Raw genomic sequence first — 26,201 nt, 5'->3', positions numbered from 1 at the left:
TCTTTTGGAGAAGCAAAAGAAATGAACCGGCCCGCCCGGTCGCGAAGGGCATCAAACAACCCGCGCCGCAGGCGCTAGGCGGTTAAAAGCCTTTGAAGTTGAAGTTGAAGTTGAAGTTGCAGCCGGGCCAACCGCCCCAAAAAAAGGAGCCGCTCCAATGATCCGCCAGATCCTCCACGACAACAGCCAGCAAGACCTCCTGCTGGCCATCGCCATCGCCCTCGCCACCCTGCTGGCGCTGTACGCCATCCGCTACGCCCTCACCGCCTGGCTCGCGCCACGGCTACAGACCCGCAAATCCAGCGTCGTCCAGGCGTGGGCCGCGTCGTTTGCCGCCACCAGCTTCTGGCTGCTGCTGCCCATCGCCGTCAAGGTCGGCGCCAACGGGCTGACGCTGCCGGCCAAGGTGGACAGCACGCTCTCGATCATCGCCCTGATCGCCTTCATCGTGCAGATCGCCCTCTGGGCCAACCGAGCGCTGGTGCAATGGTTCGCCAGCGAAACGGTGCGCCGCCGGCAGGTCGACGCCGAGGCCGCCACCGCCATGACCATCCTCGGCTTCCTGGCGCGGCTGGTGCTGTGGACCATGATCCTGCTGATCGTGCTCGACCAGCTGGGCTTCAACATCTCCGGCCTGATCGCCGGGCTGGGCATCGGCGGTGTGGCGGTGGCGCTGGCGGTGCAGAACATCCTGGGCGATCTGTTCGCCTCGCTGGCCATCGTGCTCGACAAACCGTTCGTGGTCGGCGACTTCATCATCGTCGGCGACATGATGGGCAGCATCGAACGCGTCGGCCTCAAGACCACCCGGGTGCGCAGCCTGTCGGGCGAGCAACTGGTGTTCTCCAACGACGACCTGCTGAAAAGCCGCATCCGCAACTACCAGAAGCTCCAGGAGCGCCGCGTGGTGTTCAGCGTGGCCGTGCCCTACGACACCCCGCGCGACAAGCTGGAACGGCTGCCGGGCCTCATCCGCGACATCGTCACCACGCGCGAAAAAGTGCGGATCGACCGCGCCCACTTCCAGGGCATCGGCAACGCCTCGTTCACCTTCGAAGTGGTGTACTTCGTGCTGTCGCCCGATTTCAACCTGTACATGGACATCCAGCAGGCGATCAACCTCGACCTGGTGAGCGCCTTCGAGCGCGAGGGGCTGGAGTTCGCGGTGCCGGTGCAGGCGTTCCGCAACACCGCCGCCCTCGGCGCCGGCGAAGCGAAAACGGCGCCGCAGACCCCGACCGGGCCGCAGCCGGCGGAATAAGGCGGCGTCCAATCGGTCAGCCCTCCTGAACCCGTCCCCCCGAAACGGCCGTAAACGCTAGGATGTGGCCCGTCGCCACTTCATGACGAGGCCATTGCCGAAGATGCTGCAGATAGACGGAGGGCGGGTGACCAACCCGAAAATACTTTCGCCAATGGAGGTGGTGGCAACTTGCAGGCAGCGGGGGCAGTTGGTAGTCCAGTTCAGCGCACGCCACGCCTACAACCCGGCGACCCTGCAAGCATTGAACGAGGCTTGCAAAATCGCCGAAAACTGCCTCCAGGTCCGCTTTTTCGGTCACGATGGAACACCGTTCGACGCTAGCGTACTGCGCCATCTGCCCGACGCAAGCGATGTTGCGGTCGATTGTCTTTCCATGATCGTCCACGAAGAAGAAATCGGTTTGCTTCCCAAGCTGAAACGCCTGCGCTTGGGCGTCTTCAAACTGAGTCGGCCCGACTTCCTCCACACCATCGACGTTGGCCGACTCGAACAGCTTTCTCTCGCTGAAAACCACAAGCGGAATATCGATTTGTCACCCTTGGCACGGTGCGGGTCGCTGACCGAGTTGTTCATCCAAGGCCATTCGAAGGGCATCGAAGTACTCGCCGCCCTGCCCTGCCTGCGCAAGTTGACGCTCAGTTGCTATGCAAAAAAACATCCTTTGAATTTCATCGAGGCCATTCCGAACTTGAGGGAGCTGACTCTGCTCCTGGGCGGGCGCGAGAACCTCAACGATCTATCCAGCACTACCATCGAGATGCTGCAAATCGTGCGCGTGCGGGGGCTTTCCACGCTCGGCGACTTGTCGCGTCTGCCCTCCCTTGCGGCCCTGAGCATTGAAGATCAGTTGCAGCTATTGAAGCTGGACCTATGCAGTGCGAAGTTGCTGCGATTGCGGCTGCGCAATTGCAAACGGTTGGCCGAAATATCCGGCCTGGAAGCACAGGACCGGCTACAGGAGCTTTTCACCTATGGCGTGGCACTTGACCTGAACACATTGCGTGACCGTGATTGGCCCCTTGCCACGCGTTCTGTCCGCCTGGTATCAGGCAACAGAAAGTGGAACGAGGACACCAAGGTGCGCTTGGCTGCTCGGGGCCTCGGCGAGGACAGTAGCGGGTGGTGGTAAGCGCGTCCCTCCGCAGACTCGGCCGTTGGTGGCAATCGTGTCCGCACGATGCGCTCTCGCATCTGCCAGAACCTTGCACACGGTCACGAGCCTGCCTGCGGTGATACGGTACGGGTCTTCCTTGGAGCAACCGCGAGCAGGCTGTCGTTTATGCTGGAGCGCCCATCCCCGCCTGCTCACCCTTTCGAGAATGCTTCATGCCTCGGCGAAAAGAACTCAAGAACACCGCGCAGTGCTTATGCGACTTCTTCGTCAGCCGCAACAATGACGTCGGAGGCTATTGGGGAATAGGAAAACTGTGCCTGCATGCGGCGCTCCAGCGCGTGACGGCCGTTCGACTCGATCTCACCCACCGTGAAGTCGCGCCGCCGAACGATGAGTTCCTGCCTCTGCTCACGGATTGCCTTCTGAGATTGCAACGCTACGTGGCCGCGCGAGGATTCTCGCCAGGTCGGGTACATCATGCGTGGATTGAACTCGATTTCGATCCAACGCCCCCCGACAAGCATGTCTGGGCGGTTACTCGGGGCAATCTGTTCAAGACGACGGTGGCCGTCGTCGACGACCTCGGGCGCGTGCATCTTGCGACGGCGTGGGGTTACTGCGCGCCGCATAGCCCGTACCAAGAGCACCGAAGTACGCGAGCCGTCCAATAAGGGCCGCTGACACAACCCTCCTGGCGGCGTCACGCTTGATAACCATCGGTTGAAACAATGACGTCGGGATGCATACACTGCGTGCATTCCCGACCACCGAGCCTGTCCATGCGCGCTATCCGCTCCCGCCTTGTCGCCCTGCTGGGCGCCGCCCTGTTGACCACGCCCGCCCTGGCCGCCGATCCCATCGTGGTGGATTTCGACTCCGCGCGCTGGGAGACCAAGGTGGAAAACGTCATCGTCGACAAGAACCTGGCCATCGTACTGTTCAACCTGACCGCCAAACAGGGCGAGCGCAGCGGCTTCGTGGTGGCGCTGATACGGGTGTCGGAATGCAGCAAGCTGCGCGGCACCATCCTGCTCGGCAACTCGCCGATCAGCGCCAGCGGCTACCGGGAATACGCGTTCGACAAGGAAGGCAAGGGCTTCGCCGACGGCGCCGGGGTGGGCGCCTGCATGGCCATCGTCAAGAAGGAATTCCCGGACACCTGACGCGACCGGGCCTCAGCCGGGCAGCACGCAACGGCGGGTGAGGAAGAAGCTCAGGCCCGTCCAGAACAATGCGGCGGCCGCCCACAAGACGAAGAACACGCCCAGCGCGGCCCAACGCCAACGCGGCGCGCGGATGCGCCGCCACAGGAAGTCGCCCCCCAACCACAGCAGCAGCGGCAGCCAGAGCAGATCGAACACGACGATCTGCCACGGCACGCTGAGCCGGTAGCCCTCCTCGCAGCGGGTGGCCCAGGCGTTCGACGCCACGACCATTGCGCCGAGGGCGATCCAGCGCCTCAGCCGCGCCATGCTTGGGCCGCCAGCCGGTACAGCACATGCCGGCGCAGCGGGTGGTCCGCCGCCAGCGCCGGGTGATCGAAGTCGTCGCCGCGCGTCATGCCCAGCCGCCGCATCACCGCCTGCGAGCGCAGGTTGGGCACGGCGGTGAACGAGACGATCTCGTCCAGCCCCAGCGTATCGAAACCGAACGCCAGCGCGGCGCGCGCCGCCTCGCTGGCATAGCCGCGCCCCCAGTGGCGCTGCGCCAGCCGCCAGCCCACCTCGACGCACGGCGAGAACGGAAATACCGCGACGGGCGGGTTCAGCCCGACCATGCCGACGAACTCGCCGCCATCGCGCAACGCCACCGCCCACAACCCCCAGCCGCGCTCGTCGATGCCCTGCTGCCAGCGCGCAGCCAGCGCATCGCTCTGCGCCCGATCCAGCGGCGCGGGAAAGTGGCGCATCACCTCGGGATCGGCATTGAGCGCCGCGAACGGCGGGAGGTCTTCATCGCGCCACGGGCGCAGGATCAGGCGTTCGGTGTGCATGGTGGTTGGGAAGGGGGAAGAGAGAAGGGTAAAAACCTAAACCCCAAATCTTGAACCACAGAGCGCACAGAGAACACAGAGTTTCACAGAGAAAACCTTAAGAACGGGAAAGGCGGAGTGATGTCATTCGCTGCGGTCTTTGTCCCAACTGCGGAAAAGCACGTCAACGTCAGAACATTGCGCCGCAACAACGAATGTGGGCATTGGTTTTTCGGGCGCAGGCTCGCCGACCTACCATGGCCAACTTGGATTCGTCGTTGAATGTAAACATGTCCGGCAAGCTCTTCATTGTCCTGGGCGACACCACCAGCCACGGCGGTACGGTAGTGTCGGCACAGTCACCCATGACCTTCCAGGGCAAGCCCGTTGCTACCGTGGGCGACATGACCTGCTGCCCCGAGTGCAAAGGCAGCTTCGCCATTGTGCAAGGCGGCGACAACATCGAGTTGATGGGGCGGCACCTGGCCCGTGCAGGAGACAAGACGGCCTGCGGCGCGGTGTTGATCCCCGGCAAGCAAACGTTGGGCACCCACTCGCCAGGCGGCGGGGCAGCTCAGGGCGCGGCCACGGCGACGAGTGCATCCGGAAAAGCGCTTGCGTCAGCAGTGGCGGGTACCGCTGCCGCAGTGGCCAAGGCCGCGGCGGGCAAAGATTCCGCTCAAGAAAAGGAAATCGTCCGCGTGTATTGGTCCTATGGCGACGATGAAACACCCTTGAGCGAGTTTTCGCGGCATTACGTGGATATCAACCTTCACGTCGAAACCCGGCATTACGCGCCGGGAGAGACCGTGGAGATTCTGCTGGAAGACGAAGATCAGCAGGAAATCACTGATGGAATGAAGCGCTTGTCCCTTTCGGCCCAAGTGGATGCCAGCGGCGTCGCCACTGTGAAGAATGTGCTGGCGGGCCAGAAGATCGAAATCATCAGCAAGGCGTAACTTGTATGGGAACGCTGAGAGCAACTGCCGGTGGACAGTCCGCCACGGTACGGGTGAACCGGCCCAGGTTCAACGACGTCTGGAATGCGTACCCTGTTGGGATGAGCGCACCGGATGCCTACAAAATGGTCGGGGGAAACGTTTACGAGCACTACCTTGAAAAGCCCGACAGATATGCCAACGCCTGTGCGTTACGCCTGAGCCGGGCCTTCAACTACGGCGGATTGACTATCCAGCGCGGCCCTGGCGCCTACAAACTGCGCGGTGGGGATGGCAAAGCCTACATCATGCGCGTGTCTGACATGCTGCCCTTTGTGAAGCAGCAATTTGGTACTCCGGATTTGACGATCAGGGGAAGCGCACAAAGCCAAATGACTCAGTTGGCCGGCAAGAAAGGCATCGTGATCTTTGCGGTATCGGGTTGGAACGACGCGACCGGACACGTCACCCTATGGAATGGCCGCGACTGCGGCGACCATTGCTACTTTGTCCACGACCAGCCGGGGGTTACCACCAAGGAAGTCTTGTATTGGGAGCTGAAATGAAGCGTTACGCTGTCGGACTGTTGTTAGCGATTCCCTTGCTGGGGCATGCAGCGGATGACGTGAAGCAGGCGCGACTGACCCTCAAGAAATGGGGGCTGGCGTATTGCTTGAGCACCTACCAAAAAACCGAAACGGCGAAGGAAGCATCCCAAGCGGTGGGCGCGTACTTTCAGCTTGGTGGACACGCTGATGGCGCCTACAACAACGTCGAGGCGTACTTCAACAAGGCGATTCCGGAAGATAAAAAGGTCATGCAGGCAACAGGGAAAACCAACAACCTGATGCGCTGCCTCGACGCCTACGAAGCCCCCGCGTACAACAAGCTGATCATCCAGCAGGACAAGTTCATCGGTGCCGAGATGGAGTAGCGCTCAGCCGGACAGCCTGCTTGTCAGCGATGGCTGGGTTTCGATGAAATGGCCCGCACCTGCGGGCCATTTGTCATCTGGATTTTGGGCGGCACGGGGTGTCAAATCCGCGCCAAAAGATGCCAAATCGCGCGCCGCGCTACACAACGAAAACGCGCAACGCAGCTTCCCGTTTGCCCTGGTTTTCTCCGTGGAACTCCGTGCTCTCCGTGTCCTCTGTAGTCCAGGATTTGGAATGCCAAGGTTTCGGGTTTTACCCTTCCCCCTTCCCCCTTCCCCCTTCCCCCTTCCCTCTTCTCCCTTCCCTGTGGGTTTTTTCAAAAAACTCACAACGCCCAGCGCAACGCCCCCGGCGCGATCGGGAGCTCGTCCACCAGCGGCGTGACCAGTTCGGGTTGGCGCAGCACGCGTGCCAGCACCTGTTCCTCGATGGCGCCGAAGCCGGCGGCGCCGCGGGCGCGCGGGCGGGGCAGCGGTACCGGCAGGTCGAGGCCGACGCGGCCGTCTTCGATCAGGAGCACGCGGTCGGCCAGGGCCACGGCTTCTTCCACGTCGTGGGTCACCAGCAGCACGGTGCAACGGTGGCGCAGCCACAGCCGTTCGATCAGCTGCTGCATTTCGATGCGGGTCAGTGCGTCCAGCGCGCCCAGTGGTTCGTCGAGCAGCAGCAGTTGCGGCTCGTGGATCAACGCGCGTGCCAGGGCGACGCGCTGGCGCTGGCCGCCGGACAACTGGCTGGGCCATTTGCCGGCGTGCTCGGCCAGGCCCACTTCGGCCAGCGCGGCGCGGGCGCGCGGCTGCCAGTCGCCGGACAGGCCGAGGCCGACGTTGGCCAGCACGCTCTTCCACGGCAGCAGGCGCGCGTCCTGGAACATCAGCCGGGTGTCGGCGCCGCTGTCGGCCAGGGCGGCGCCGTCGGCGTCGATGCGGCCGTCGCTGGCGCGGTCCAGCCCGGCCACCAGCCGCAGCAGGGTGGATTTGCCGCAACCGGAGCGGCCGACGATGGCGACGAATTCGCCGGCCCGGATGTCCAGGTCGAGCGCGGCCAGCACGGTCTGCGCGCCGAAGCGCTTGGCCAGGCCGCGGATGGCCAGCGCCACGCCGGCGGTGCCTTCAAGGGTGGTCTGGGTCATGGTGTGTTCTCACTGATAGGCCGGATGCCAGCGCAGCCAGATGCGTTCCACCCAGCGCGCGGCCCAGTCGGACAATTTGCCGAGCACGGCGTAGAGCAGGATGGCCAGCACCACCACGTCGGTCTGGAGGAATTCGCGCGCGTTCATCGCCAGGTAGCCGATGCCGGAGCTGGCGGAAATCGTCTCGGCGACGATCAGCAGGATCCAGGCGAAGCCGATGGCGAAGCGCACGCCGACCAGGATGCTCGGCAGCGCGCCGGGCAGGATCACGTCGCGGAACAGCGGCCAGCCGCGCAGGCCGTAGCTGCGCGCCATCTCCACCAGGCCGGCATCCACCGAGCGGATGCCGTGGTAGGTGTTGATGTAGACGGGGAACAGCGTGCCGAACGCCACCAGGAACAGCTTGGCGGCCTCGTCGATGCCGAACCACAGGATCACCAGCGGGATCAGCGCCAGCGGCGGGATGTTGCGGATCATCTGCACGCTGGTGTCCAGCAGCAGCTCGCCGCGCCGCGACAGGCCGGTGATCAGCCCCAGCAGCAGCCCCAGCCCGCCGCCGAGGGCGAAGCCGATCAGCGCGCGCCAGAAGCTGATCTTCAGGTGGGTCCACAATTCGCCGTTCTCGGCCAGCGTCACCCCCGCCTTCAGCACTTCCAGCGGCGGCGGCAGGATGCGGCTGCCGATCAGGCCGTGGGTGGCCGCCCACTGCCACGCCAGGATCAGCAGGGCCGGCGCGGCCCAGGGCGCCAGGCGGCGCAACAGTACGGCGCCAGCGCGGGCGAACACGCCGCGTTCGCCGCTCGCCGACGTCTGGCCCAGCCCGGCTTGCAGGATGTGCGTACTCGCCATGATTCCTCCTAGGCCACGGTGGCCGCTTTGGGCGCGACCGCCGCCGGGACGATGTCGTTGGCGATCACCTCGCCGAACGGGCCGGTCAGGTTCTGCTTCGCGCTCGGCCGGCGCTGCGCCAGCGGCAACAGCGGGAACAGCAGGTCGGCCACGCGATAGGCTTCTTCCAGGTGCGGATAGCCGGAGAAGATGAAGGTCTCGATGCCGAGGTCGGCGTATTCCTTCATCCGCGCCGCCACTTCCTCGGCGCTGCCCACCAGCGCGGTGCCGGCGCCGCCGCGCACCAGGCCGACGCCGGCCCACAGGTTGGGCGACACTTCCAGCTGGTCGCGCCGGCCGCCGTGCAGCGCGGCCATGCGGCGCTGGCCCTCGCTGTCGAAGCGGGCGAACGCTTTCTGCGCGGCGGCGATGGTGTCGTCGGTGACGTGCTCGATCAGCTTGTCGGCGGCGGCCCACGCCTCGGCGCTGGTCTCGCGCACGATCACGTGCAGGCGGATGCCGAAGCGCACGGTGCGTCCGACGGCGGCGGCCTTGGCGCGCACGTCGGCGATCTTGCGGGCGACGGCCTCGGGCGGTTCGCCCCAGGTGAGGTAGACGTCCAGCTGCTCGGCGGCAAGCTGGTGCGCCTCGGGCGACGAGCCGCCGAACCACAGCGGCGGATACGGCTGCTGGATCGGCGGGAACAGCGCCTTGGCGTTCTCCACCTTGAGATGCTTGCCTTCGAAATCCACCGCCTCGCCCGACAGCACGCCGCGCCAGATGCGCAGGAATTCGTCGGTCACTTCGTAGCGCTCGGCGTGGTCGAGGAAGATGCCGTCGCCGTGTTGTTCATCCGGATCGCCGCCGGTGACCACGTTGATCAGCAGCCGGCCGCCGGAGATGCGGTCCAACGTGGCGGCCTGCCGTGCCGAGACGGTGGGCGAGATGATGCCGGGGCGGATCGCCACCAGGAATTTCAGGCGCTCGGTAAACGGCGCCAGCGAGCTGGCGATGACCCACGAATCCTCGCAAGAGCGGCCGGTGGGAATCAGCACCCCTTCGAAGCCGAGCTGGTCGGCGGCCTGGGCGATCTGCTTGAGATAACCGTGGTCGACGGTGCGGGCGCCGTGCTGGGTGCCGAGGTAGCGACCGTCGCCGTGGGTGGGCAGGAACCAGAAGACGTTCATGGCGTAATCCTTGTAGGTATGTCGATTGCCGGCGACGGGCGCCCGGCCGAAGCCGTGGGGGCGGCGCGTCGTCGCGCGGGGGATTGGGGCGCGGCCTGGTCGCCGCGCCCGGTCATTGCGGTTGTGGCTGCGGCTGCGGTTGCCAGACGATTTCCTTCACCGCGACGGGCTTGGGAATCAGCTTCAGTTCGGCGAAGCGGTCGGCGATGCGCTGCTGCTCGGCCACCACCTGCGGCGTCAGCCAGGTGACCTTGAAGCTGGGGCGGCGCGCGACCACCTGGTCGAAGGTGGGCACGTCCAGCCCCACCGCGCGCGACAGCACCCGCGCCGCTTCGGCCGGCTGCTGCTCCAGGAAGTCGTCGTTGTCGCTCAGCGCGTCGAACACCGCCTGCAACAGGCGGGTCTGTTCGGCGGCGAAGCGGCGCGACGCCAGGTAGAAGCTCTGGTTGGCCACCAGCCCGTCGCCGCTGGCCAGCACGCGCGGCGCCAGGCTCTTCTGCGCTGCGGCGTAGAACGGATCCCAGATCACCCAGGCGTCGACGCTGCCGCGCTCGAACGCGGCGCGCGCTTCGGCCGGCGCCAGGTAGGCGGGCTGGATGTCGTCCCATTTCAGCCCGGCCTTGTCCAGCGCGCGCACCAGCAGCCAGTGCGCGCTGGAGCCCTTCTGCAAGGCGATGCGCTTGCCCTTCAGGTCGGCCAGCTTGCGGATGGCGGAATCGGCCGGCACCAGAATGGCGGACGCCTGCGGCTTGGGCGGCTCGAAGCCGACGTACACCAGCGGCGTGCCGGCGGCCTGGGCGAAGATCGGCGGGGTGTCGCCGGTCATGCCCACGTCCACCGAGCCGACCGCCAGCGCCTCCAGCAATTGCGGGCCGGCGGCGAACTCGTGCCATTTGACGCTGTGGCCGGCGGCGGCCAGGCGCTGCTCCAGGATGCCGCGGCTTTTCAGCACGATCAGGTTGAGCGAGCTTTTCTGGTAGCCGATGCGCACTTCGGTGGCGGCGGCCCCGCCCGCCAGCAGCAGGCCGGCGAGCGCGAGGGTGGCGAGTTGGCGGATCATGGTCTTGAGCCTGTTCACGGGTCTTACTTCGCGGTGACCAGCGCGTCCTTCACCTTGATCGGCTTCGGGATCAGCTTCAGGTCGTGGAACACGTCGGCGATCTGCTGCTGGGCGTCGGCCACCTTGGCGTTCACCGGCTGCACGCCGTAGCTGTAGCGCGCCACCGCCAGTTGCACGATGTCGACCGGCAGGCCCAGCAGCGGGGCGATCTCCTTGACCACGTCGGCCTGGTTGGCGGCGGCCCACTCGTCGGTCTTGTCCAGTTCGTCGAGCACGGCGCTCAGCACCTTGGGGTTGCGCTCGGCAAAACCGCGCTCGGCCAGAAAGAACTGATGGTTGGCCACCAGGCCCTTGCCGTCGCGCAACACGCGGGCGTTCAGCTGCTTTTCGGCGGCGGCCAGGAACGGATCCCAGATCACCCACGCCTCGACCGAGCCGCGCTCGAACGCGGCGCGCGCGTCGGCAGGCGGCAGGTACACCGGCTGGATGTCGGTCCACTTCAGGCCGGCTTCCTCCAGCGCCTTCACCAGCAGGAAGTGCACGTTGGAGCCCTTGTTCAGCGCCACTTTCTTGCCCTTCAGTTCCTTCACCGACTTCAGCGGCGAGCCCTTGGGCACCACGATGGCTTCGCTGGCCGGCGCCGGCGGTTCGTTGCCGACGTACACCAGCCTGGCGCCGGCGGCCTGGGCGAAGATCGGTGGCGCTTCGCCGGTGGTGCCGAAGTCGATGGCGCCGACGTTCAGCCCTTCCAGCAGTTGCGGCCCGGCCGGGAATTCCACCCAGCGCACGGTGAAGCCCAGCGGCTTGAGGCGCGTTTCCAGCGTGCCGCGCGCCTTGAGCACGGTGAGCGTGCCGTATTTCTGAAAGCCGATGCGCAGCTCCTCGGCATGGGCGGCGTGCGCCGCGAAGGTCAGGGCCAGCCCGGCCAGGGCGGCGGTCAGGATGCGTTTCATGGGGTTCTCCAAATCGTGGTTATTGGTTTGTCAGGCGTTTGGTTCGAGCGCGGCAAACAGCGTCGCCACGCACCCGCCGCGGCGGGGAATCCGGTCAATCGGTAACAGGACTGGGGAGCAGGCCGGCTCACACAGAGATCGCGGCGATCCGTACCCGGTCGTGCAGCGCGTTCGGATCGAGTTGGGCGCGGCCGGGGTTGGGCAGGTGGGCGATGAAGCGCGCCAGTACGTCCTCCAGCCGCTCGGCGATGTTGGGCGCCAGTTGCAGCGCACCGTCCTCGCCCCAGCTCAGTTCCTGGTCGGTGCCGTACACCCCGCCGACGATGTGGCGCGCCTTGAGCGCGGCCAGCACCGGTTGCAGTGCGTAGTCGACCGCCAGCATGTGGGCGTTGCTGCCGCCGGTGGCCAGCGGCAGCACCGCGTGGTGCGACAACGCGCGTTCCGGCAGCAGGTCGAGCAGCAGCTTGAGCGCGCCGGAATACGCAGCCTTGTAGACGGGGGTGGCGACCACCAGGCCGTCGGCGTGCGCCACCGCCTGGTGCAGCCGCTGCACGGCGGGATGGTCGAAGTGGGCGAACACCAGCGCGTCGGCGGGGAAGTCGGCCAGCGTGAACGGCTGGATCTCGATCCCCTGCGCGGCCAGCCGGCCGGCCGCATGGTTGAGCAGGCCCTGGGAACGCGACCGGCTGCTGGGGCTGCCGGAGAGCGTGACGACGGTCGGCATATTGGTTCTCCCTGGAATAACGAATGTTTTTTACAGAACAGGGAGGAATTTATGTCGTTGGTTTTAGTGCTGCAAATACTTTTGGATGATGCTTTTATTTCCGTTGGAAATAAAAGTGGGAAGGGAGAAGAGGGAAGGGGGAAGGGGAACTTCAAAAGCAAGCCGCTGGACCTGCCGGGTTCTGGGCGCGCATCGCGCGCCACCCTTCTCCCTTCCCTCTTCCCCCTTCCCGGCGCCTCCGGCGCGCCAAGCGCGTCAGCGCCCTACCCTTCCGCAGCCAGCGCAGCCTGCACGGCGGGGCGGGCCAGGTAGGCTTCGCGGAAGCGGTTCAGTTGCTCGAACGCGGCGAATTCCGGGCCCAGGCGGGCGATCCAGCGCACGAACACGCCGAGGTAGGCGTCGGCGATGGTGAAGCGCTCGCCCACCAGCCATTGGCGGCCGGCGAGGTGGCGGTCGATGTGGGCGACGGCGGCGTGCAGGGTGCGCTTGGATTGCGCGCGCACGCCGTCGTGGCTGGCCGGGTCTTCGGCGTAGCGCTCGGGGCGGTTCACCTGGCGGAAGCCGCCGGCGTGGATCTCGGCGCTGAGATAGCCGATCCACGACTGGATCAGGCCGCGCTCGGCGCTGCCGGCCGGGGCGAACAACGGGGTGCCCGGCGCGAGGTCGGCCAGGAACGGCAGGATGGCGCTGTTCTCGGTGATGACGGTGCCGTCGTCCAGCAGCAGCGCCGGCACGCGGCCCAGCGGGTTGACGCTGTGGATGCGCGACGCCGGATCGCGCGGTGGCGACAGCACGATCTCGACCGGCAGATCCAGCTCGCGCACGACGACGTGGGCGCCCAGCGAACACGCGCCGGGGGAGACGAACAGTTGGTGGGGCATGCGGGGGATTCCTCGATGGGGTTCGGTTGGAGGGAAACGACAAATCCGCTGGCGCCTCGGCCTACGCCGGCCGGCGCGCCAGCGCGAAATGCAGATTGCGATGCAGCAGCACGCCGCTCGGCGTCGCCAGCGATTCCAGCTCGTGGCGCAGCGCCGGCAGCAGCCGTTCGCGCACCTCGGGGACGAAGTCGCCCAGGAAGTTGCCGAACGAGCTGGCGCTGCTGAACGCCAGCACCGCGTCGACGTTGGGGAAATGGTCGGGGAAGCGCCGCAGGCGGATCTCGTCGATGAAGAAGCCGCCGTCCTCCAGCTGCCGCGCCAGCTCGGCGTGGCTGACCCGGAACGACGTGCTGCCGGACGAGGTGGCGCGGCCCAGGCCGGCGCGGGCCAGCACCCGCGCCAGCACCTGCTGGATGTCATGCGGCCGCTCGCGGCTGGCGGTGCTGATGGCGACGCGCCCGCCCGGCTTGAGCACGCGGAACACCTCGGCCAGCACCGGCGCCTTGTCCGGCAGCCAGTGGTAGACGCTGTTGAGCAGCACGGCGTCGAATTCGCCGTCGGCGAAGCGGCCCAGATCCTCGCCGCGCGCCACGGCGAACGACAGCTGCGGCAACTGGCGGCGGCGCGCGATCTCGATGCGCAGCGGCAGCGGATCGACGCCGACCACCCGTCCCTGCGCGCCCACGTAGTGGCGCGCGGCGTACTCGGCCAGCCGGCCGGTGCCGCTGCCGACGTCGAGCAGCGCCTCGCCAGGCTTGAGCGCCAGCCCGCGCAGCAGGTACTGGCCGTGTTCGTATTGCAGGTCGCTGACCTGATCGTATTGCTCCGCCAGTTCGGGCGTGTCGAGGGTAAGGCTGGGCATGGCAGTGCTCCGGGAAAAAGGGATGGCCACGGCGGGCTGGCCGCCGGGCGCGGTCAGATCAGGCCGAAGCCCAGCTGCGTCAGCGCCTCGCGCAGGCGATGACGGCCGGACAGCGATTCGGGCCCACGCAACCGCGCCACGGCCTGGCGGCTCCACGGCTGCTGCGGCAGGTCCTGGGTGGCCTGGAAGTGCTGGAGGATGTCGTCGTACTCGGCCACGGCCGCCGCCTCGGGCGCGCTGGAATATTGCTCGTGATGCAGCACCGCGCGTTGCGGCAGGCGCGGCTTGACGGCGGTCGGGCGAGCCGGGTCGGGGTGGCCCACCACCAGGCCGAAGGCCGGCGACACCTGCGGCGGCAGGCCGAGTTCGGCGGCCACTTCCTCGGGGCGGTTGCGCAGCGCGCCGATGTAGACGGTGCCCAGCCCCAGCGATTCGGCGGCGGTGACCACGTTCTGCGCCGCCAGCGCGGCGTCGATGAAGCCCATCAGCGCGGTGTCGAGGTAATCGGCGCCGGCCAGCGCCTCGCCCTGCCCGTCGGCCACCCGCCGCAGCCGCGACAGGTCGGCCAGGAACACCAGCAGCAACGGCGCCTCGACGATCTGCGCCTGGTGATTGGCCAGCGCCGCCAGCCGCGCCTTGCGCGCCGGTTCCTGCACCGCCACCGCGCTCCACACCTGGAGGTTGGACGAGCTGGGCGCCGACTGCGCGGCGGCGAGCAGCAGCTCCAGCGTGCCGTCGGCCAGCGGCTCGGGCGTGAAGGCGCGCACCGAGCGGTGGTTCAACTGCGTGGCGAGGGTGGCGTTGAAGCCGGGCAGCGCGCGCAACTCGTCGCGACCGTAGCGACGGTTGGCCAGCAGCAGCGGATCGAAATCGGCGGGGTTTCCCATGGGCGGCTCTCGTTGGTGGGCGGATGCGGAAGGCATCCTCCGAGCAAACGCCGTACCACCCCGCGCCCCCGCGCCGCGGCTGGCGCGGCCGGACCGATGCTGCTGTGTTTTCAGCAGCGCGCGCAGCAATCCGCTGCGCGGCCAGCAATCGGCGGGGCGCTCACCCCGCCGCCAGCCCGGCCTCCCACGCCGCGCCCACCGCGCTGCCCTGGCCGCCGTGCTCGATCAGATAGCGCTCGACGGCCTGCATGCCCAGCCAGTGGTTCTCGCACCACGCCGGCGCCAGCAGGGTGGGCCGGCGCGCGGTGGCGGAGATGCGGTGGAACACCACTTCGGGCGGGGTGTGGCGGATCAGTTCGCCGGCGGTGCGGGCGTAGTCGTCCAGCGCCAGCGGGGCGATGCGGCCGCGCTGCCAGACCCGCTCCAGCGTGCTGCCCTGCACCACCATCAGCGGATGCAGCTTGAGGCCATCGACGCCGGTGGCGAGCACGGCGCCCAGCGTCTCCAGCACGTGGCCGTGGGTTTCGCTGGGCAGGCCGACGATCAGGTGCGCGCACACCTTCAGCCCCAGCGCGCGGGCGGCCAGCGCGGTGCGGCGGTAGCTGGCGAAGTCGTGGCCGCGATTGATCTTGCGCAGCGTGTGGTCGTTGGCGCTTTGCAGACCCAGTTCCAGCCACACTTCGTAGCCCTGTTCGCGGTAGCCGGCCAGCAGGTCGAGCACTGCCGGCGGCACGCAGTCGGGCCGGGTGCCGACGCACAGGCCGACGATGTCGGCGCGCGCCAGCGCGGCCTGGTACATCTCGCGCAGCTGCACCACCTCGGCGTAGGTGCTGGTGTAGGCCTGGAAGTACGCCAGGTAGCGCCGCGCGCGGTCCACCTTGCGCATCTGCTGGTCGAGCTGGGTGGCGATGTCCTGGTGGCGGGTGGCTTCGTCGGCGAAGGAGCCGACGTTGCAGAAGGTGCAGCCGCCGTGGCCCAGCGTGCCGTCGCGGTTGGGGCAGGTGAAATCGCCGTGCAGCGCCAGCTTGTGCACTTTCTGGCCATGGCGCCGTTGCAGGTCGGGGCCGAACATGTTGATGCGCTGCTGGAGTTGCATGAGCGGCTCGCGGCGGGAAAGCGCCACGGTAGCGCGCGGCAGACGGGTGCGGTTTGTCGCAAGGCAGGCCATGCGGAAACGGCGAGCCCCCGGCGGATGACCGGGGGCTGCCTGGCCGGGGAACGTACGTCCCGGCGCGGAACGGAACGGGCGCGGCGAACAAGACCCAGCGTAGCGGCTCTGGCAAGACGGGGAACAAGGCGTACTGCAAGTTCAGCCCGGTGCCGCCAGGAGCGTCCTGTTGGTCGCGCTTACTTGCCCTGGTTCAGTTCCTTGTCCTTGTAGTACTTGCCCGCCGCCACGGTGGCTTCGGCGGTCAGGCCGTTCTCGGTGAACTGGTAGCCGTACACCTTGGGCGCGATCAGCGTGGCGCCGGCAATGCCGCCGCCGGTATCGCCGGCCTTGGCCGCGGCGGTGGCCTGGCCCTCGAAGGCCCAGCCCTTGTTCACGAACTTGTCGAAGGCGGCCTTGTCGGTGAACACCAGCACCAGGCGCGAGTTCTTGGCGCCCAGGCCCAGGCCGGCCTTGGCCTGCGCCACCTTCATGAAGGTTTCCTTGCCGTTGCGCACGGCCACGCCGTCGCCGCCGCCGGCGCCGAGGAAGATCACCTGCACGCTGCCGGTATTGAACACGGCGTAGCCCGCGGCCTTGGCGATCTGGTCCTTCGCTTCCGGATACTTGTTGTAGATCTCGTTCAGGCTTTCCTGGGCCATCTTGCGGATGCCGGCGCGGCGTTCGGCCGGAGTCTTCTTGGCCTGTTCGACTTGCGGGTCCTTGTTATGGGAACCGTCGGCCTTTTCCGGTGCAACATTGTCGGCCTGGGCCTGCATGCCCAGCACGAGCGCCAGGGCACCCGTGGCAATCAACGTTTTCTTGAACATGATGTTTATCCTTTGAGATGGAAGACCACCCATGAACGTTACGCCGCGGGCTGAGGCCGCGATGTAGGACAAGCCCGCTCAACGCCGTAGGAGGTCGGCGGAAAGCGCGCGCCATGGTCAACCCAGTGTGGGCGGCCGTTCCGGTGGCGATGCGTTAAAACAGACAGGAGCACAGGATGAACGTCGTCCCGTGCAACAGGTGCCACGTTCCGGGTCGGCGTCGGGGCGGGCACCACGGCGGAACACGCGCCCGGCGGCGCGCCCGCCCCGTAACCGCGCGGCCGGCTTGAGCGCCGCGCAAAGGATGTCCCGATGACCTTGAGCAACGGTTTGCTGGTGCTGGCGCTGCTGATCGCCGCCAGCGCGTTTTTCTCGATTTCCGAAATTTCGCTGGCGGCGGCGCGGCGCTTCCGCCTGCAACGCATGGCGGAGGACGGCGACGCCGACGCGGCGCGGGTGATCGCGTTGCAGGCGCGGCCCGGCGACTTCTTCACCGTGGTGCAGATCGGCGTGAACGCGGTGTCGATTCTGGGCGGCCTGGTCGGCGAGGCCACCTTCTCGGCCCGCGCCACCGCCTGGCTGGCGGGCTACTTTCCCGACGGCGCGCTGGCGGCCAACCTGGGCTTCCTGCTCACCTTCCTGGTCACCACCGGGCTGTTCATCCAGTTTGCCGACCTGATCCCCAAGCGCCTGGCGATGCTGGCGCCGGAACGCTGCGCGGTGGCCATCGTGCGGCCGATGCTGGCCTGCACCTGGGCGCTGCGGCCGCTGGTGCTGCTGTTCGACGGCGTGGCCAACACCGTGCTGCGGCTGTTCAAGCTGCCGACGCGGCGCGACGAATCGATGACCGCCGACGAGATCGTGGCGGTGATCGAGGCCGGCGCGGCGGCCGGCACGGTGGCGCGCACCGAGCATCACGTGATCGAGAACGTGTTCGAGCTGGGCGAGCGCTACGTGACCAGCGCCATGACCCCGCGCGAGCAGGTCACCTTCTTCCGCGAGGACGACGACGAGGCGACGCTGCGCGCCAAGATCGCCGCCGCGCCGCACGGCAAGTACCCGCTGTGCCGCGACGGCATCGACAGCGCCTATGCCTACGTGGCGGTGAAACTGCTGCTGGCGCGCTCGCTGCACCACGAGCGCGGCGGCAGCCTGCTGGCCGGGCTGAAGCAGGCCACCAGCGAGCGCCTGCTGGCGGTGCCGGACACGCTGTCGCTGGCCGAGATGCTCGACCGCTTCCGCGAGGCGCGCGAGGATTTTGCGCTGGTGGTCAACGAATACGCGCTGGTGGTCGGCGTGATCACGCTGGCCGACGTCACCGGCCACCTGATCGGCGCCGGCGCGCCGCCGGGCGACGAGCTGATCGTGCAGCGCGACGCCAACTCGTGGCTGGTGGACGGCTCCACCCCGGTGGACGACCTGCGCAAGGTGCTGGGTCTGGACGAACTGCCGCACGAGGAAAGCTACGAAACCGTGGCCGGGCTGATGATGTGGTCGCTGAAGAAGCTGCCGCGCAAGGCCGAGACGGTGCACCTGGCCGGCTACCGCTTCGAGGTGGTGGACGTGGACCACCTGCGGGTGGACCAGGTGATGGTCACCCGCGAGCCGCTGCCGGCGCCGGACTCGGCAAGCCAGGACTGATTCGCTATCATTGCGGCTCTCCGAGGAGCGTTGCGAGGCGGCTACCCGCCGCCCCAGGCTCGGATCCGGCAAGGCCAACCAGCCGCGCCGTCCAACGACGCTCACCTGACCGTGAATCGCCAGCGAAGCCGCGCAACGCGCGTCGCGGGCGAATCGACGGGCCGCTGACCAAACCCGATGCAACGATGCTGGCAAGGCGCGTGGACCAAGCTGTCCGCGCCACGCCCGGAAGGGCGATGCGCCGTTCCCAGCAGGGCTTGGTCAGCGGCCCGGAAACCCGTGCCGGGCACGGGGCGCACAGGTGAGCAGCGTCGAATCCGACCGCGCAAGCGCCCTTCCCGGCCACACATGGAGCATCACCGTGGCCGAATTCAAAGACTTCCAGGTTGCCGACCTATCCCTTGCCGCCTGGGGCCGCAAGGAACTGAACATCGCCGAAACCGAAATGCCGGGCCTGATGGCCGTGCGCGACGAATACGCCGCGCGCCAGCCGCTGAAGGGCGCGCGCATCGCCGGCAGCCTGCACATGACGATCCAGACCGGCGTGCTGATCGAAACGCTGGTGGCCCTGGGCGCCGAAGTGCGCTGGGCATCGTGCAACATCTTCTCCACCCAGGACCACGCCGCGGCCGCCATCGCCGCCGCCAACATCCCCGTGTTCGCCTACAAGGGCGAATCGCTGGAGGAATACTGGCAGTTCACCCACCGCATCTTCGAGTGGGGCGACAACCGCTACGCCAACATGATCCTGGACGACGGCGGCGACGCCACGCTGCTGCTGCACCTGGGCGCCCGCGCCGAGCAGGATCTCAGCGTGGTCGACAACCCGACCAACGAAGAAGAAACCGTGCTCTACGCCGCGATCAAGGCCCAGCTGGCCAAGGACCCGACGTGGTATTCCACCCGCCTGGCGCAGATCCAGGGCGTGACCGAGGAAACCACCACCGGCGTGCATCGCCTGTACCAGATGCACGAACAGGGCAAGCTGGCGTTCCCGGCGATCAACGTCAACGACTCGGTGACCAAGTCCAAGTTCGACAACCTGTACGGCTGCCGCGAAAGTCTGGTGGACGGCATCAAGCGCGCCACCGACGTGATGATCGCCGGCAAGGTCGCCGTGGTGCTGGGTTACGGCGACGTGGGCAAGGGCTGCGCGCAGAGCCTGCGCGGCCTGGGCGCCACCGTTTGGGTCACCGAGATCGACCCGATCTGCGCCTTGCAGGCGGCCATGGAAGGCTACCGCGTGGTGACCATGGACGACGTGGCCAGCCAGGGCGACATCTTCGTCACCACCACCGGCAACGTCTCGGTGATCACCCACGACCACATGAAGGCGATGCGCCACAACGCCATCGTCTGCAACATCGGGCACTTCGACAGCGAGATCGAAGTGGCCAGCCTGCGCCAGTACGACTGGGACAACATCAAGCCGCAGGTGGACCACATCGCCTTCCCGGACGGCAAGCGCATCATCCTGCTGGCCGAAGGCCGCCTGGTGAACCTGGGCTGCGCCACCGGCCACCCCAGCTTCGTGATGTCGAACTCGTTCGCCAACCAGACGCTGGCGCAGATCGAGCTGTTCACCAAGCGCAGCGAGTACCCGGTGGGCGTGTACGTGCTGCCCAAGCACCTGGACGAAATGGTGGCGCGGCTGCACCTGAAGAAGATCGGCGCCAAGCTGACCACCCTGACCGACCAGCAGGCCGCCTATATCGGCGTGCCGAAGGAAGGGCCCTACAAGCCCGCGCACTATCGGTATTGAGCGGTGGGGGTTGGCTGGGTGCTGGTCATGAGCTGGCGCCCGGCGGAGCCGGGCTGGTGTTGGGTTGAGTGGGGCATCCCCGCTCAATCCGATAGGTACCTAATTGACCCCTACTCCCCCCGCCCTCGCCGCCGCGAGGGAGCCGCGCCTTGGGGCGCGAGGGGGTTGTGGGTGTGGTTTGGGGCTGTTGGGTTGGCTGAGTGCTGGCTTGTTGGCTCCTGCTTCAGCCAGCAGCATTTCGGCCTGCAAAAAGCGCCTCCTGATCGGGAGGCGCTTTTTTTTTTTGGACTAGCCGGCGCGCGGATAGACGACTTCGAAGTCCTCGAACAGCACCAAGCTTTCCGGGGTGAAGGGGTAGCCTTTGGCGGCGGCGTCGCGGGTGAAGAAGGCGAGGTGGTTCTTCACCCAGCTTTCGAGGCAATCGTCCTCGCCTTCGCGCTGGCAGAGGTCGAACGTCATGTCGCAAAAGCGCAGCGTGGTGATGGCGGTGGTTTCGATCACGCAGACCGGGTTGCCATCGAAATCGGTGAGGATTGTCAGGCTGCCGACCTGGGGCGGCGCTTCGCCGCTGGTTTCGTATTCCGCGACACACGAAGTGGTCGCGCGCTTCCTGCCCGGCAGGATCAGCGCCATCAGCGCCAGGATCAACTCGCGGGTGTCGCCGATGACGTCGCAGCCATAGCACGCAGTATCCTGCGGGCGGCCGGTATCGCGCAGGAACGCCTGCCAGTACGCACGTTGGGTGGGGGTCATGGGGTCCATCTCGTCTCCGGTACTGCCACGGGATCGGGCATCGCGGCGCAGTTTACATACCGTCACGCATGTTACCCAGGCGTCGACCATGCCCGGCTTGCCGACCTGACCATGCCGGACAACAGGCCCGGCCCGTAGCTCGACCGGACGGCGCTCGCCCGTCCGCGAATCCCGCCAAGCCCAAAACAGAGTCGGACTATCCCGATATGGCCCGCTGCTCATCGATGGAATCATGACCCGATGCGCCTCGCGGACCGAATGGCTAGCCGCCTGTTCCGCCCGCAGGCTCCGCCTCGCCGCCGGCCATACTGGCGATGGATCGCTCACCGGAATCCACGACAATGAAAGACATCGACCACCTGTTCAAAAATCGAAAACTGAACCCCACCCGGCTCGCCCCTTTCGGCTTCGTCCCCACCGGATCGGGCCACACCTATTCGACGGATTTGCTGGATGGCCAGTTTGAGATGACCGTCACCATCGCCAGGGACGGAAAGATATCGGCGGAGGTGCTGGACAACGCATCCCAGGAGCCTTACGTGCTCCACCGCGTATCCGACGCGACCGGCGCCTTCGTGGGCAAGGTGCGGGAGGAATACCAGGGCGTCCTCGACCGGATCGTCGAAGCCTGCTTCGAGCGGGATGTTTTCAAGAGCGAATATGCAAAACAGGTCATCCGCTACGTTCGGGAAACGTATCAGGACGAACTGCAATTCCTGTGGCAGAAATTCCCGGAGAACGCAATTTTCCGGCGGAAGGACAACGCAAAGTGGTACGCCGCGCTCCTGGTATTACAGAAGAAGAAACTGGGTCTGGACGAAGACGCCACCATCGACATCATCGATTTGAGAGCCACACCGGAAGACATCGAAGCCTTGGTGGATGGAGAAAAATATTTCCCCGGGTTCCATATGAACAAGAAACACTGGCTGACGATTTGCCTGGATGGCTCGGTGCCGATAGAAGAAGTCCTGAGGCGGATTGATGAGAGTTTTGTGCTGGCGAGGGGGTGAAGGGGCTGGTTGTCTGATTTCCTCTTCAAGTTGCGCGATGAGGAGTCATCGCAACTATCGGGGTGGTTGGCAGTTACGGCGGCGTAATCGCAGATGTCGAGAAAGCGATCGGGACGCGTGTGGCAGGCGCAGCCCGAATGTGGGGCGTGCGGGATGCGCGGCAAGCCCAACTCAACAGTCCGGTCAGCAACCACGCCGGTAGTCACGCAGGGCCGCAACGCGCGGGCAGCAACGCACTCCAGCCCTCGCATTCGTTTCACACTCCATCCGCCTCAAACACCCCCCTCCCATTCACCCACGTTCCCTTCACCGCCAGCTCCGGCGTCAGCGCCACCAGGCTGGCCGTCTGCCCTGGGGCGATGCCGCCCAGGTCGGGGCGGCGCAGGGCGCGGGCGGGGTTGCGGCTGGCCAGGGCCCAGGCGCGTTCCAGCGGCAGGCCGAACCAGCGCATGGCGTGCTGGACGGCGTCGAGCAGGTGCAGGGTGCTGCCGGCCAGGCCGCCGGCTTCGGTGCGGACCACGCCGCCGTGCATCTGCACTGTCAGTTCGCCCAGGCGGTAGGGGCCGTCGGGCATGCCGGTGGCGCGCATGGCGTCGGTGATCAGGATCAGGCGTTCCTCGCCGGCGCAGCGCAGGGCGATCTGCGCGGCGGCGTGGTGTACGTGGTGGCCGTCGGCGATCAGTTCGACGTCGGCCTCGGGGCGGGTGAGGCCGGCGCCGACCACGCCGGGGTCGCGGTGGTGCAGGCCGCGCATGCCGTTGTAGCAGTGCACCACGCCGCGCGCGCCGGCCAGCATGGCGGCGACGGTTTCGTCGTAGCTGGCGTCGGAATGGCCGATCAGCACCCGCACGCCATGGGTGCGCAGCCAGGCGATGGCGGCGTCGGCGCCGGGTTTTTCGGCGGCGAGCGCAACGGTGTTGAGCGTGCCTTCGGCCAGCGCATGCCAGCGCTCGATCTCTGCCAGGTCGATGGGCCGCATCAGCGGCACCGGGTGGGCGCCGCAGCACTTGGCGGTGAAGTACGGGCCTTCCAGGTAGGTGCCGACGATTTCGGCGCCGCTCACGCCATGGCGCAGGCTGTCGCGCACCTGGGCGATGGCGGCTTCGATGGCGGGCACCGGGGCGGTGACGGTGGTGGCGGCGAAGGCACCGACGCCATGCTGTGCGAAGTGGGCGGACATCCTGTCGAGCGCGTCGTGGGTGGCGTCCATCACGTCGCAGCCCACGGCGCCGTGCACGTGGCTGTCCACCAGCGCGGGCAGCAGCCAGTGCTCGCCCAGGTCGCGGTCGAAGCCGCCGCCCTGGGTGACGGTGGCGATACGGCCGGCGTCGTCGACATGGACGATGCCATGTTCCAACCAGCCCTGGGTGGTGAGCACGCGCGCGGCTTTCAGGCGCTGTGGCGTGGTGTCGGCGGTCATGATTGCCTCTCCTTGGTGGCGCGGCGGCGGGGTGTCACAGGCCGCTGGCGGTTTCCAGTTGCGGCCGGGTGCGCAGCAGGCGCTCGGCCAGACTGGTGATGCCGCTGCGCCCGGCTTCGGTGGCGCGGGCGCGGAATTCGGCGGCGTCGGTCACGCTGTCGCGCTCGAACAGCATCTCGGCGAACATGGCCAGGTTCATGCCGGCAATCACTTCGGTGCCGCTGCGCTCGGTGGCGAGGGTGGACGCCAGGCGAAACGGCGAGCCGCCCAGCAGGTCGGTGAAGAACACCACGTCGCCGTCGCATTGGTCGAGCACTTCGCTCAATTGCCGCTCCAGCTCGGCGGTGCCGACGCCTTCGGGGAAGTCGATCACGTGCAGCGCGTCCTGCGGGCCGAACACCTGGACGATGGCCTGGTGGATGCCGCTGGCGATGCGGCCGTGGCCGGTGAGGATCAGGGAAATCATGGTTGTGCTCCGTTGCGGCGACCTTGCGCCGCGGTCAGTCGAATCCGGGGAACCCCACACCTTGAACCACAGAGGACACGGAGAACACGGAGGGGTCACGGAGAAAACCTACAAGCAACGTATGGGATCCGCCGTTGCTCATGGTGTTCTCTGTGCTCTCTGTGTCCTCTGTGGTTCAAGGTGTGGGGTTCAAAACGATCACAGCACCCCGAAGAACTTGCCCGCCAGGCCGATCAGCACGGTCAGGGCGATCAGCTTCACCGGGGAGTAGCCTTTCTTCATCAGCCCGTACATCGCCAGGGTGAACGCCAGCGGCAGCAGGTTGGGCATCAGCTTGTCGAGCACGCCTTCCTGCAAGGCGATCCTGGCCTGGCCGGCGTGGATCTCCAGCGGGGTGCTCAGCCGCACGTAGGACGCCACCAGCGCGCCGATCACCGTCATGCCGACGATGGACGCGGCGTGGGAGATCTTTTTGGTGCTGCTCTTGAGCGCGCTGATCGCGCCCAGGCCGGCGCGGTAGCCGTAGTGGGCCAGGCCGAAACGCAGGCCGAAGTGCAGCGCGTTGAACAGCAGCAGGAACACGATGGGCCCGAACAGGCTGCCCTCCAGCGCCAGCGCGGCGCCGATGCCGGCGCAGATCGGCAGCCAGGTCAGCCAGAACATGGCGTCGCCGATGCCGCCCAGCGGCCCCATCAGCGCCACCTTCACCGCGCGGATGGTGGAGAGCTTCTCCTTGTTCTGCTCCATGGCCAGCACCAGGCCGGAGAGGAAGGTGACGTCGAACGGGTGCACGTTGATGAATTCGAGGTGCATCTTCATCGAGTTCGACAGGTCTTCCGGGTTCTTGTGGATCTTGCGCAGGGCCGGAATCAGCGTGTACAGCCAGCCGCCGGCCTGCATCCGCTCGTAGTTGAACGAGGCCTGCAAGGCCAGCGAGCGCACCGCCATGCGGTTGATGTCGCGGTTGGACAGCGGCTCGGCCGGGGTGGTGTCGAGGTAGTCGTCGCGTTCGACGGTGCGGGTGGCCAGCGCCTGTTCCATGCGCTGGTCGGCCTTGGCGACCAGGGCCGCGTCGGAATCGTTAAATGCCATCTTGCACCTCCGCATCGCGGGTGGCGGCCGGCTGCGGTTGCGCGCGGTTGCCGTTGAAGAAGTCGATCATCGCGATCGCCAGCGCGCCCAGGGCGATCGCCAGGATCGGCAGCTTGAGGTAGGTGACGGCGACGAAGCCCAGGATGAAATACGCGACGTAGTTTTTGTTGAGCATGATCTTCATCAGCAGGGCGAAGCCGATGGCGGGCATCATGCCGCCGGCCACCGACAGGCCGTCCAGCACCCATTGCGGCGCGGCCTTGACCATGGCGCCGGCGGCGTCGGCGCCGAAGTAGATCGGCAGGAAGGCGACGATGAAGTAGAAGCAGAACAGGATGCCCATGCCCAGGTAGTTCACGTATTCCACGCCGCGCCAGTTGCCGCGTTTCACCATCTCGTCGCACTTGTGCATCATCGGCGAGAACACGGTGAACAGGACGGTGATGCAGCCCTGCACGGCGATCGAGAACGGCACCGCCACCCCGATCGCCACCTTGGGATCGGCCTTGGTCAGGATGGCGAAGGCGGTGCCGATCACGCCGCCGATCACCACGTTGGGGGGCTGGGCGCCGGCCAGCGGCACCATGCCCATCCACACCAGCTCCAGCGTGCCGCCGACCAGCAGGCCGGTCTGGACGTCCCCCAGAATCAGGCCCACCAGCGGGCCGAGCACCACCGGGCGGTGGAAGTGGGTCAACCCGTCGAACAGGTCCACCCCCGCCAGGCCCGCCAGCAGCGCGATCAATAGCGCGTCGACTAACATTTTTGTTACCCCTCCCAGGTCAGATCAGCTTGGAAACGAGTTCGCCGGCCTCGTCGGGGACGCGGCGGATCTCGCAAGTGACGCCCAGCGCGGTCAGTTCGCGGAACGTCGCCACATCGGCGTCGTCCACCGACACCGTCTTGTGGATCTGGCGTTTGCCTTCGGCGAAATGCATGTTGCCGACGTTGACAAACGTGATCGGTACGCCGCCCCGCACCAGGGTCAGCACGTCCTGCGGCGTCTTGCAGACGATCAGGATCTTCTGGCGGTCCGCCGCCTTGTGGATCACCTCGATGGTCTTGGCCAGGCTGAAGTAGCGGGTCTGCACGCCCTCGGCCACCACCATGTCCATCAGGTTCTGCTGCACCGGGTCGGCGGCGACCTGATCGTTGGCGACCAGGATCAGGTTGGCACCCAGGCTGCCGGTCCAGGTGACGCCCACCTGGCCGTGCACCAGGCGGTTGTCGATACGGGTCAGAAGGATGTTCGGCATGGTGTTCTCCCGCGCGGGGCGCATGGTGGGCGGTGGCGGATGACGGTGGGGCCGCAGGCGCCCCGGACACGGCGGGCGTCCGGG

At 66.8% G+C, this 26,201-nt stretch carries 29 protein-coding genes and 1 riboswitch; of the genes, 9 read left to right on the top strand and 20 right to left on the bottom strand.

All coding sequences use genetic code 11. The annotated features are described in order from the left end of the window. The first annotated feature begins 157 nt into the window (after positions 1–157). The gene (locus tag C556_RS0105265; protein ID WP_018747186.1) at positions 158–1,261 is read left to right on the top strand and encodes a mechanosensitive ion channel family protein; all 1,104 of its coding nucleotides are present in this window, start codon (positions 158–160) and stop codon (positions 1,259–1,261) included. 94 nt (positions 1,262–1,355) lie between these two features. After that, a complete protein-coding gene (locus C556_RS0105260) occupies positions 1,356–2,393 on the top strand; it encodes a leucine-rich repeat domain-containing protein (RefSeq protein ID WP_157235873.1) in 1,038 nt (345 codons plus the stop codon). A gap of 236 nt (positions 2,394–2,629) precedes the next feature. Here C556_RS0105260 and C556_RS0105255 read toward each other — a convergent pair whose 3' ends face one another. Beyond that, on the bottom strand, positions 2,630–2,974 hold the full coding sequence (locus C556_RS0105255; RefSeq protein WP_169338595.1) for a hypothetical protein: 345 nt from the start codon (positions 2,972–2,974) through the stop codon (positions 2,630–2,632). A gap of 183 nt (positions 2,975–3,157) precedes the next feature. Between C556_RS0105255 and C556_RS0105250 the strand changes: the two genes are divergently transcribed. Continuing rightward, entirely contained in the window at positions 3,158–3,541 is a 384-nt protein-coding gene (locus C556_RS0105250; RefSeq protein ID WP_018747183.1) for a hypothetical protein, read from the top strand. A gap of 12 nt (positions 3,542–3,553) precedes the next feature. Here C556_RS0105250 and C556_RS0105245 read toward each other — a convergent pair whose 3' ends face one another. Further along, positions 3,554–3,850 carry a hypothetical protein gene (locus C556_RS0105245; RefSeq protein ID WP_169338594.1) on the bottom strand — a complete coding sequence of 99 codons (297 nt, stop codon included), beginning with the start codon at positions 3,848–3,850 and terminating at the stop codon, positions 3,554–3,556. Beyond that, the gene (locus C556_RS0105240) at positions 3,838–4,371 is read right to left on the bottom strand and encodes a GNAT family N-acetyltransferase (protein ID WP_018747181.1); all 534 of its coding nucleotides are present in this window, start codon (positions 4,369–4,371) and stop codon (positions 3,838–3,840) included. The genes C556_RS0105245 and C556_RS0105240 overlap by 13 nt, the downstream gene beginning before the upstream one ends. A 269-nt stretch (positions 4,372–4,640) precedes the next feature. Between C556_RS0105240 and C556_RS21475 the strand changes: the two genes are divergently transcribed. Genes C556_RS21475 through C556_RS0105225 form a run of 3 tightly spaced genes read left to right on the top strand, consistent with a single transcriptional unit; the run spans position 4,641 to position 6,222 of the window. After that, on the top strand, positions 4,641–5,309 hold the full coding sequence (locus C556_RS21475; RefSeq protein WP_018747180.1) for a PAAR domain-containing protein: 669 nt from the start codon (positions 4,641–4,643) through the stop codon (positions 5,307–5,309). A 5-nt stretch (positions 5,310–5,314) separates the two neighbouring features. Beyond that, positions 5,315–5,854 carry a type VI secretion system amidase effector protein Tae4 gene (locus C556_RS0105230; RefSeq protein ID WP_026262825.1) on the top strand — a complete coding sequence of 180 codons (540 nt, stop codon included), beginning with the start codon at positions 5,315–5,317 and terminating at the stop codon, positions 5,852–5,854. Beyond that, a complete protein-coding gene (locus C556_RS0105225; protein WP_018747178.1) occupies positions 5,851–6,222 on the top strand; it encodes a T6SS amidase immunity protein Tai4 family protein in 372 nt (123 codons plus the stop codon). The genes C556_RS0105230 and C556_RS0105225 overlap by 4 nt, the downstream gene beginning before the upstream one ends. 326 nt (positions 6,223–6,548) lie before the next feature. Here C556_RS0105225 and C556_RS0105220 read toward each other — a convergent pair whose 3' ends face one another. The 11 genes from C556_RS0105220 to C556_RS19400 all read right to left on the bottom strand — a co-directional run bounded on the left by C556_RS0105220 (position 6,549) and on the right by C556_RS19400 (position 16,714). Further along, on the bottom strand, positions 6,549–7,355 hold the full coding sequence (locus tag C556_RS0105220) for an ATP-binding cassette domain-containing protein (RefSeq protein WP_018747177.1): 807 nt from the start codon (positions 7,353–7,355) through the stop codon (positions 6,549–6,551). Between the two features lie 9 nt (positions 7,356–7,364). Further along, positions 7,365–8,204 (bottom strand): aliphatic sulfonate ABC transporter permease SsuC, encoded by an 840-nt coding sequence (gene ssuC / locus C556_RS0105215; protein WP_018747176.1) that lies wholly within the window; start codon positions 8,202–8,204, stop codon positions 7,365–7,367. A gap of 8 nt (positions 8,205–8,212) precedes the next feature. Beyond that, the gene (gene ssuD, locus C556_RS0105210; protein ID WP_018747175.1) at positions 8,213–9,370 is read right to left on the bottom strand and encodes an FMNH2-dependent alkanesulfonate monooxygenase; all 1,158 of its coding nucleotides are present in this window, start codon (positions 9,368–9,370) and stop codon (positions 8,213–8,215) included. Positions 9,371–9,482: 112 nt separating this feature from the next. Next, a complete protein-coding gene (locus tag C556_RS19405) occupies positions 9,483–10,430 on the bottom strand; it encodes a sulfonate ABC transporter substrate-binding protein (protein ID WP_018747174.1) in 948 nt (315 codons plus the stop codon). Positions 10,431–10,453: 23 nt separating this feature from the next. After that, positions 10,454–11,383, bottom strand: coding sequence for a sulfonate ABC transporter substrate-binding protein (locus tag C556_RS0105200; RefSeq protein ID WP_018747173.1), 930 nt, complete (start codon positions 11,381–11,383; stop codon positions 10,454–10,456). Between the two features lie 127 nt (positions 11,384–11,510). Next, positions 11,511–12,107: an NADPH-dependent FMN reductase gene (gene ssuE / locus C556_RS0105195; protein ID WP_018747172.1), complete on the bottom strand. Its 597-nt coding sequence runs from the start codon at positions 12,105–12,107 to the stop codon at positions 11,511–11,513. 263 nt (positions 12,108–12,370) lie between these two features. After that, positions 12,371–12,988: a glutathione binding-like protein gene (locus C556_RS0105190; RefSeq protein WP_018747171.1), complete on the bottom strand. Its 618-nt coding sequence runs from the start codon at positions 12,986–12,988 to the stop codon at positions 12,371–12,373. A 61-nt stretch (positions 12,989–13,049) separates the two neighbouring features. After that, a complete protein-coding gene (locus tag C556_RS0105185; RefSeq protein WP_018747170.1) occupies positions 13,050–13,850 on the bottom strand; it encodes a class I SAM-dependent methyltransferase in 801 nt (266 codons plus the stop codon). 53 nt (positions 13,851–13,903) lie between these two features. Then, on the bottom strand, positions 13,904–14,737 hold the full coding sequence (locus tag C556_RS0105180) for an NADPH-dependent oxidoreductase (protein ID WP_018747169.1): 834 nt from the start codon (positions 14,735–14,737) through the stop codon (positions 13,904–13,906). Positions 14,738–14,897: 160 nt separating this feature from the next. Then, a complete protein-coding gene (mnmL, locus tag C556_RS0105175; protein ID WP_018747168.1) occupies positions 14,898–15,833 on the bottom strand; it encodes a tRNA modification radical SAM protein MnmL/YtqA in 936 nt (311 codons plus the stop codon). Positions 15,834–16,084: 251 nt separating this feature from the next. After that, positions 16,085–16,714: a lipid-binding SYLF domain-containing protein gene (locus C556_RS19400; RefSeq protein ID WP_018747167.1), complete on the bottom strand. Its 630-nt coding sequence runs from the start codon at positions 16,712–16,714 to the stop codon at positions 16,085–16,087. Between the two features lie 312 nt (positions 16,715–17,026). Here C556_RS19400 and paeA point away from each other — a divergent pair, with 312 nt between their 5' ends. After that, entirely contained in the window at positions 17,027–18,355 is a 1,329-nt protein-coding gene (paeA, locus tag C556_RS0105165) for a polyamine export protein PaeA (protein ID WP_018747166.1), read from the top strand. 16 nt (positions 18,356–18,371) lie between these two features. Further along, positions 18,372–18,465, top strand: a riboswitch (S-adenosyl-L-homocysteine riboswitch). Between the two features lie 251 nt (positions 18,466–18,716). Beyond that, positions 18,717–20,117: an adenosylhomocysteinase gene (gene ahcY, locus C556_RS0105160; protein ID WP_018747165.1), complete on the top strand. Its 1,401-nt coding sequence runs from the start codon at positions 18,717–18,719 to the stop codon at positions 20,115–20,117. Positions 20,118–20,405: 288 nt separating this feature from the next. Here ahcY and C556_RS0105155 read toward each other — a convergent pair whose 3' ends face one another. Beyond that, positions 20,406–20,870, bottom strand: a complete 465-nt coding sequence (locus tag C556_RS0105155; RefSeq protein ID WP_026262822.1) for an ASCH domain-containing protein — start codon at positions 20,868–20,870, stop codon at positions 20,406–20,408. A gap of 341 nt (positions 20,871–21,211) precedes the next feature. On the opposite strand from C556_RS0105155, the gene C556_RS0105150 reads away from it, so the two are divergent. Further along, positions 21,212–21,883, top strand: coding sequence for an MmcQ/YjbR family DNA-binding protein (locus tag C556_RS0105150; protein WP_018747163.1), 672 nt, complete (start codon positions 21,212–21,214; stop codon positions 21,881–21,883). Positions 21,884–22,139: 256 nt separating this feature from the next. Here C556_RS0105150 and nagA read toward each other — a convergent pair whose 3' ends face one another. The 5 genes from nagA to agaV all read right to left on the bottom strand — a co-directional run bounded on the left by nagA (position 22,140) and on the right by agaV (position 26,117). After that, positions 22,140–23,303, bottom strand: coding sequence for an N-acetylglucosamine-6-phosphate deacetylase (gene nagA / locus C556_RS0105145; RefSeq protein ID WP_018747162.1), 1,164 nt, complete (start codon positions 23,301–23,303; stop codon positions 22,140–22,142). Positions 23,304–23,337: 34 nt separating this feature from the next. Next, complete coding sequence (agaF, locus tag C556_RS0105140) at positions 23,338–23,769, bottom strand: PTS galactosamine/N-acetylgalactosamine transporter subunit IIA (protein WP_018747161.1); 432 nt, start codon at positions 23,767–23,769, stop codon at positions 23,338–23,340. Positions 23,770–23,967: 198 nt separating this feature from the next. Further along, the gene (locus C556_RS0105135; protein ID WP_018747160.1) at positions 23,968–24,861 is read right to left on the bottom strand and encodes a PTS system mannose/fructose/sorbose family transporter subunit IID; all 894 of its coding nucleotides are present in this window, start codon (positions 24,859–24,861) and stop codon (positions 23,968–23,970) included. Next, on the bottom strand, positions 24,851–25,624 hold the full coding sequence (gene agaW / locus C556_RS0105130; protein ID WP_026262821.1) for a PTS N-acetylgalactosamine transporter subunit IIC: 774 nt from the start codon (positions 25,622–25,624) through the stop codon (positions 24,851–24,853). Before agaW ends, C556_RS0105135 begins: the two co-directional genes overlap by 11 nt. 19 nt (positions 25,625–25,643) lie before the next feature. After that, a complete protein-coding gene (gene agaV / locus C556_RS0105125) occupies positions 25,644–26,117 on the bottom strand; it encodes a PTS N-acetylgalactosamine transporter subunit IIB (protein ID WP_018747158.1) in 474 nt (157 codons plus the stop codon). Between the last annotated feature and the right edge of the window lie 84 nt (positions 26,118–26,201).

Source organism: Chitiniphilus shinanonensis DSM 23277 (genome assembly GCF_000374805.1).
GTDB lineage: Bacteria > Pseudomonadota > Gammaproteobacteria > Burkholderiales > Chitinibacteraceae > Chitiniphilus > Chitiniphilus shinanonensis.
The sequence above is the reverse complement of the archived record's forward strand: the minus strand, read 5'-3'. Positions and strand labels throughout refer to the sequence as shown.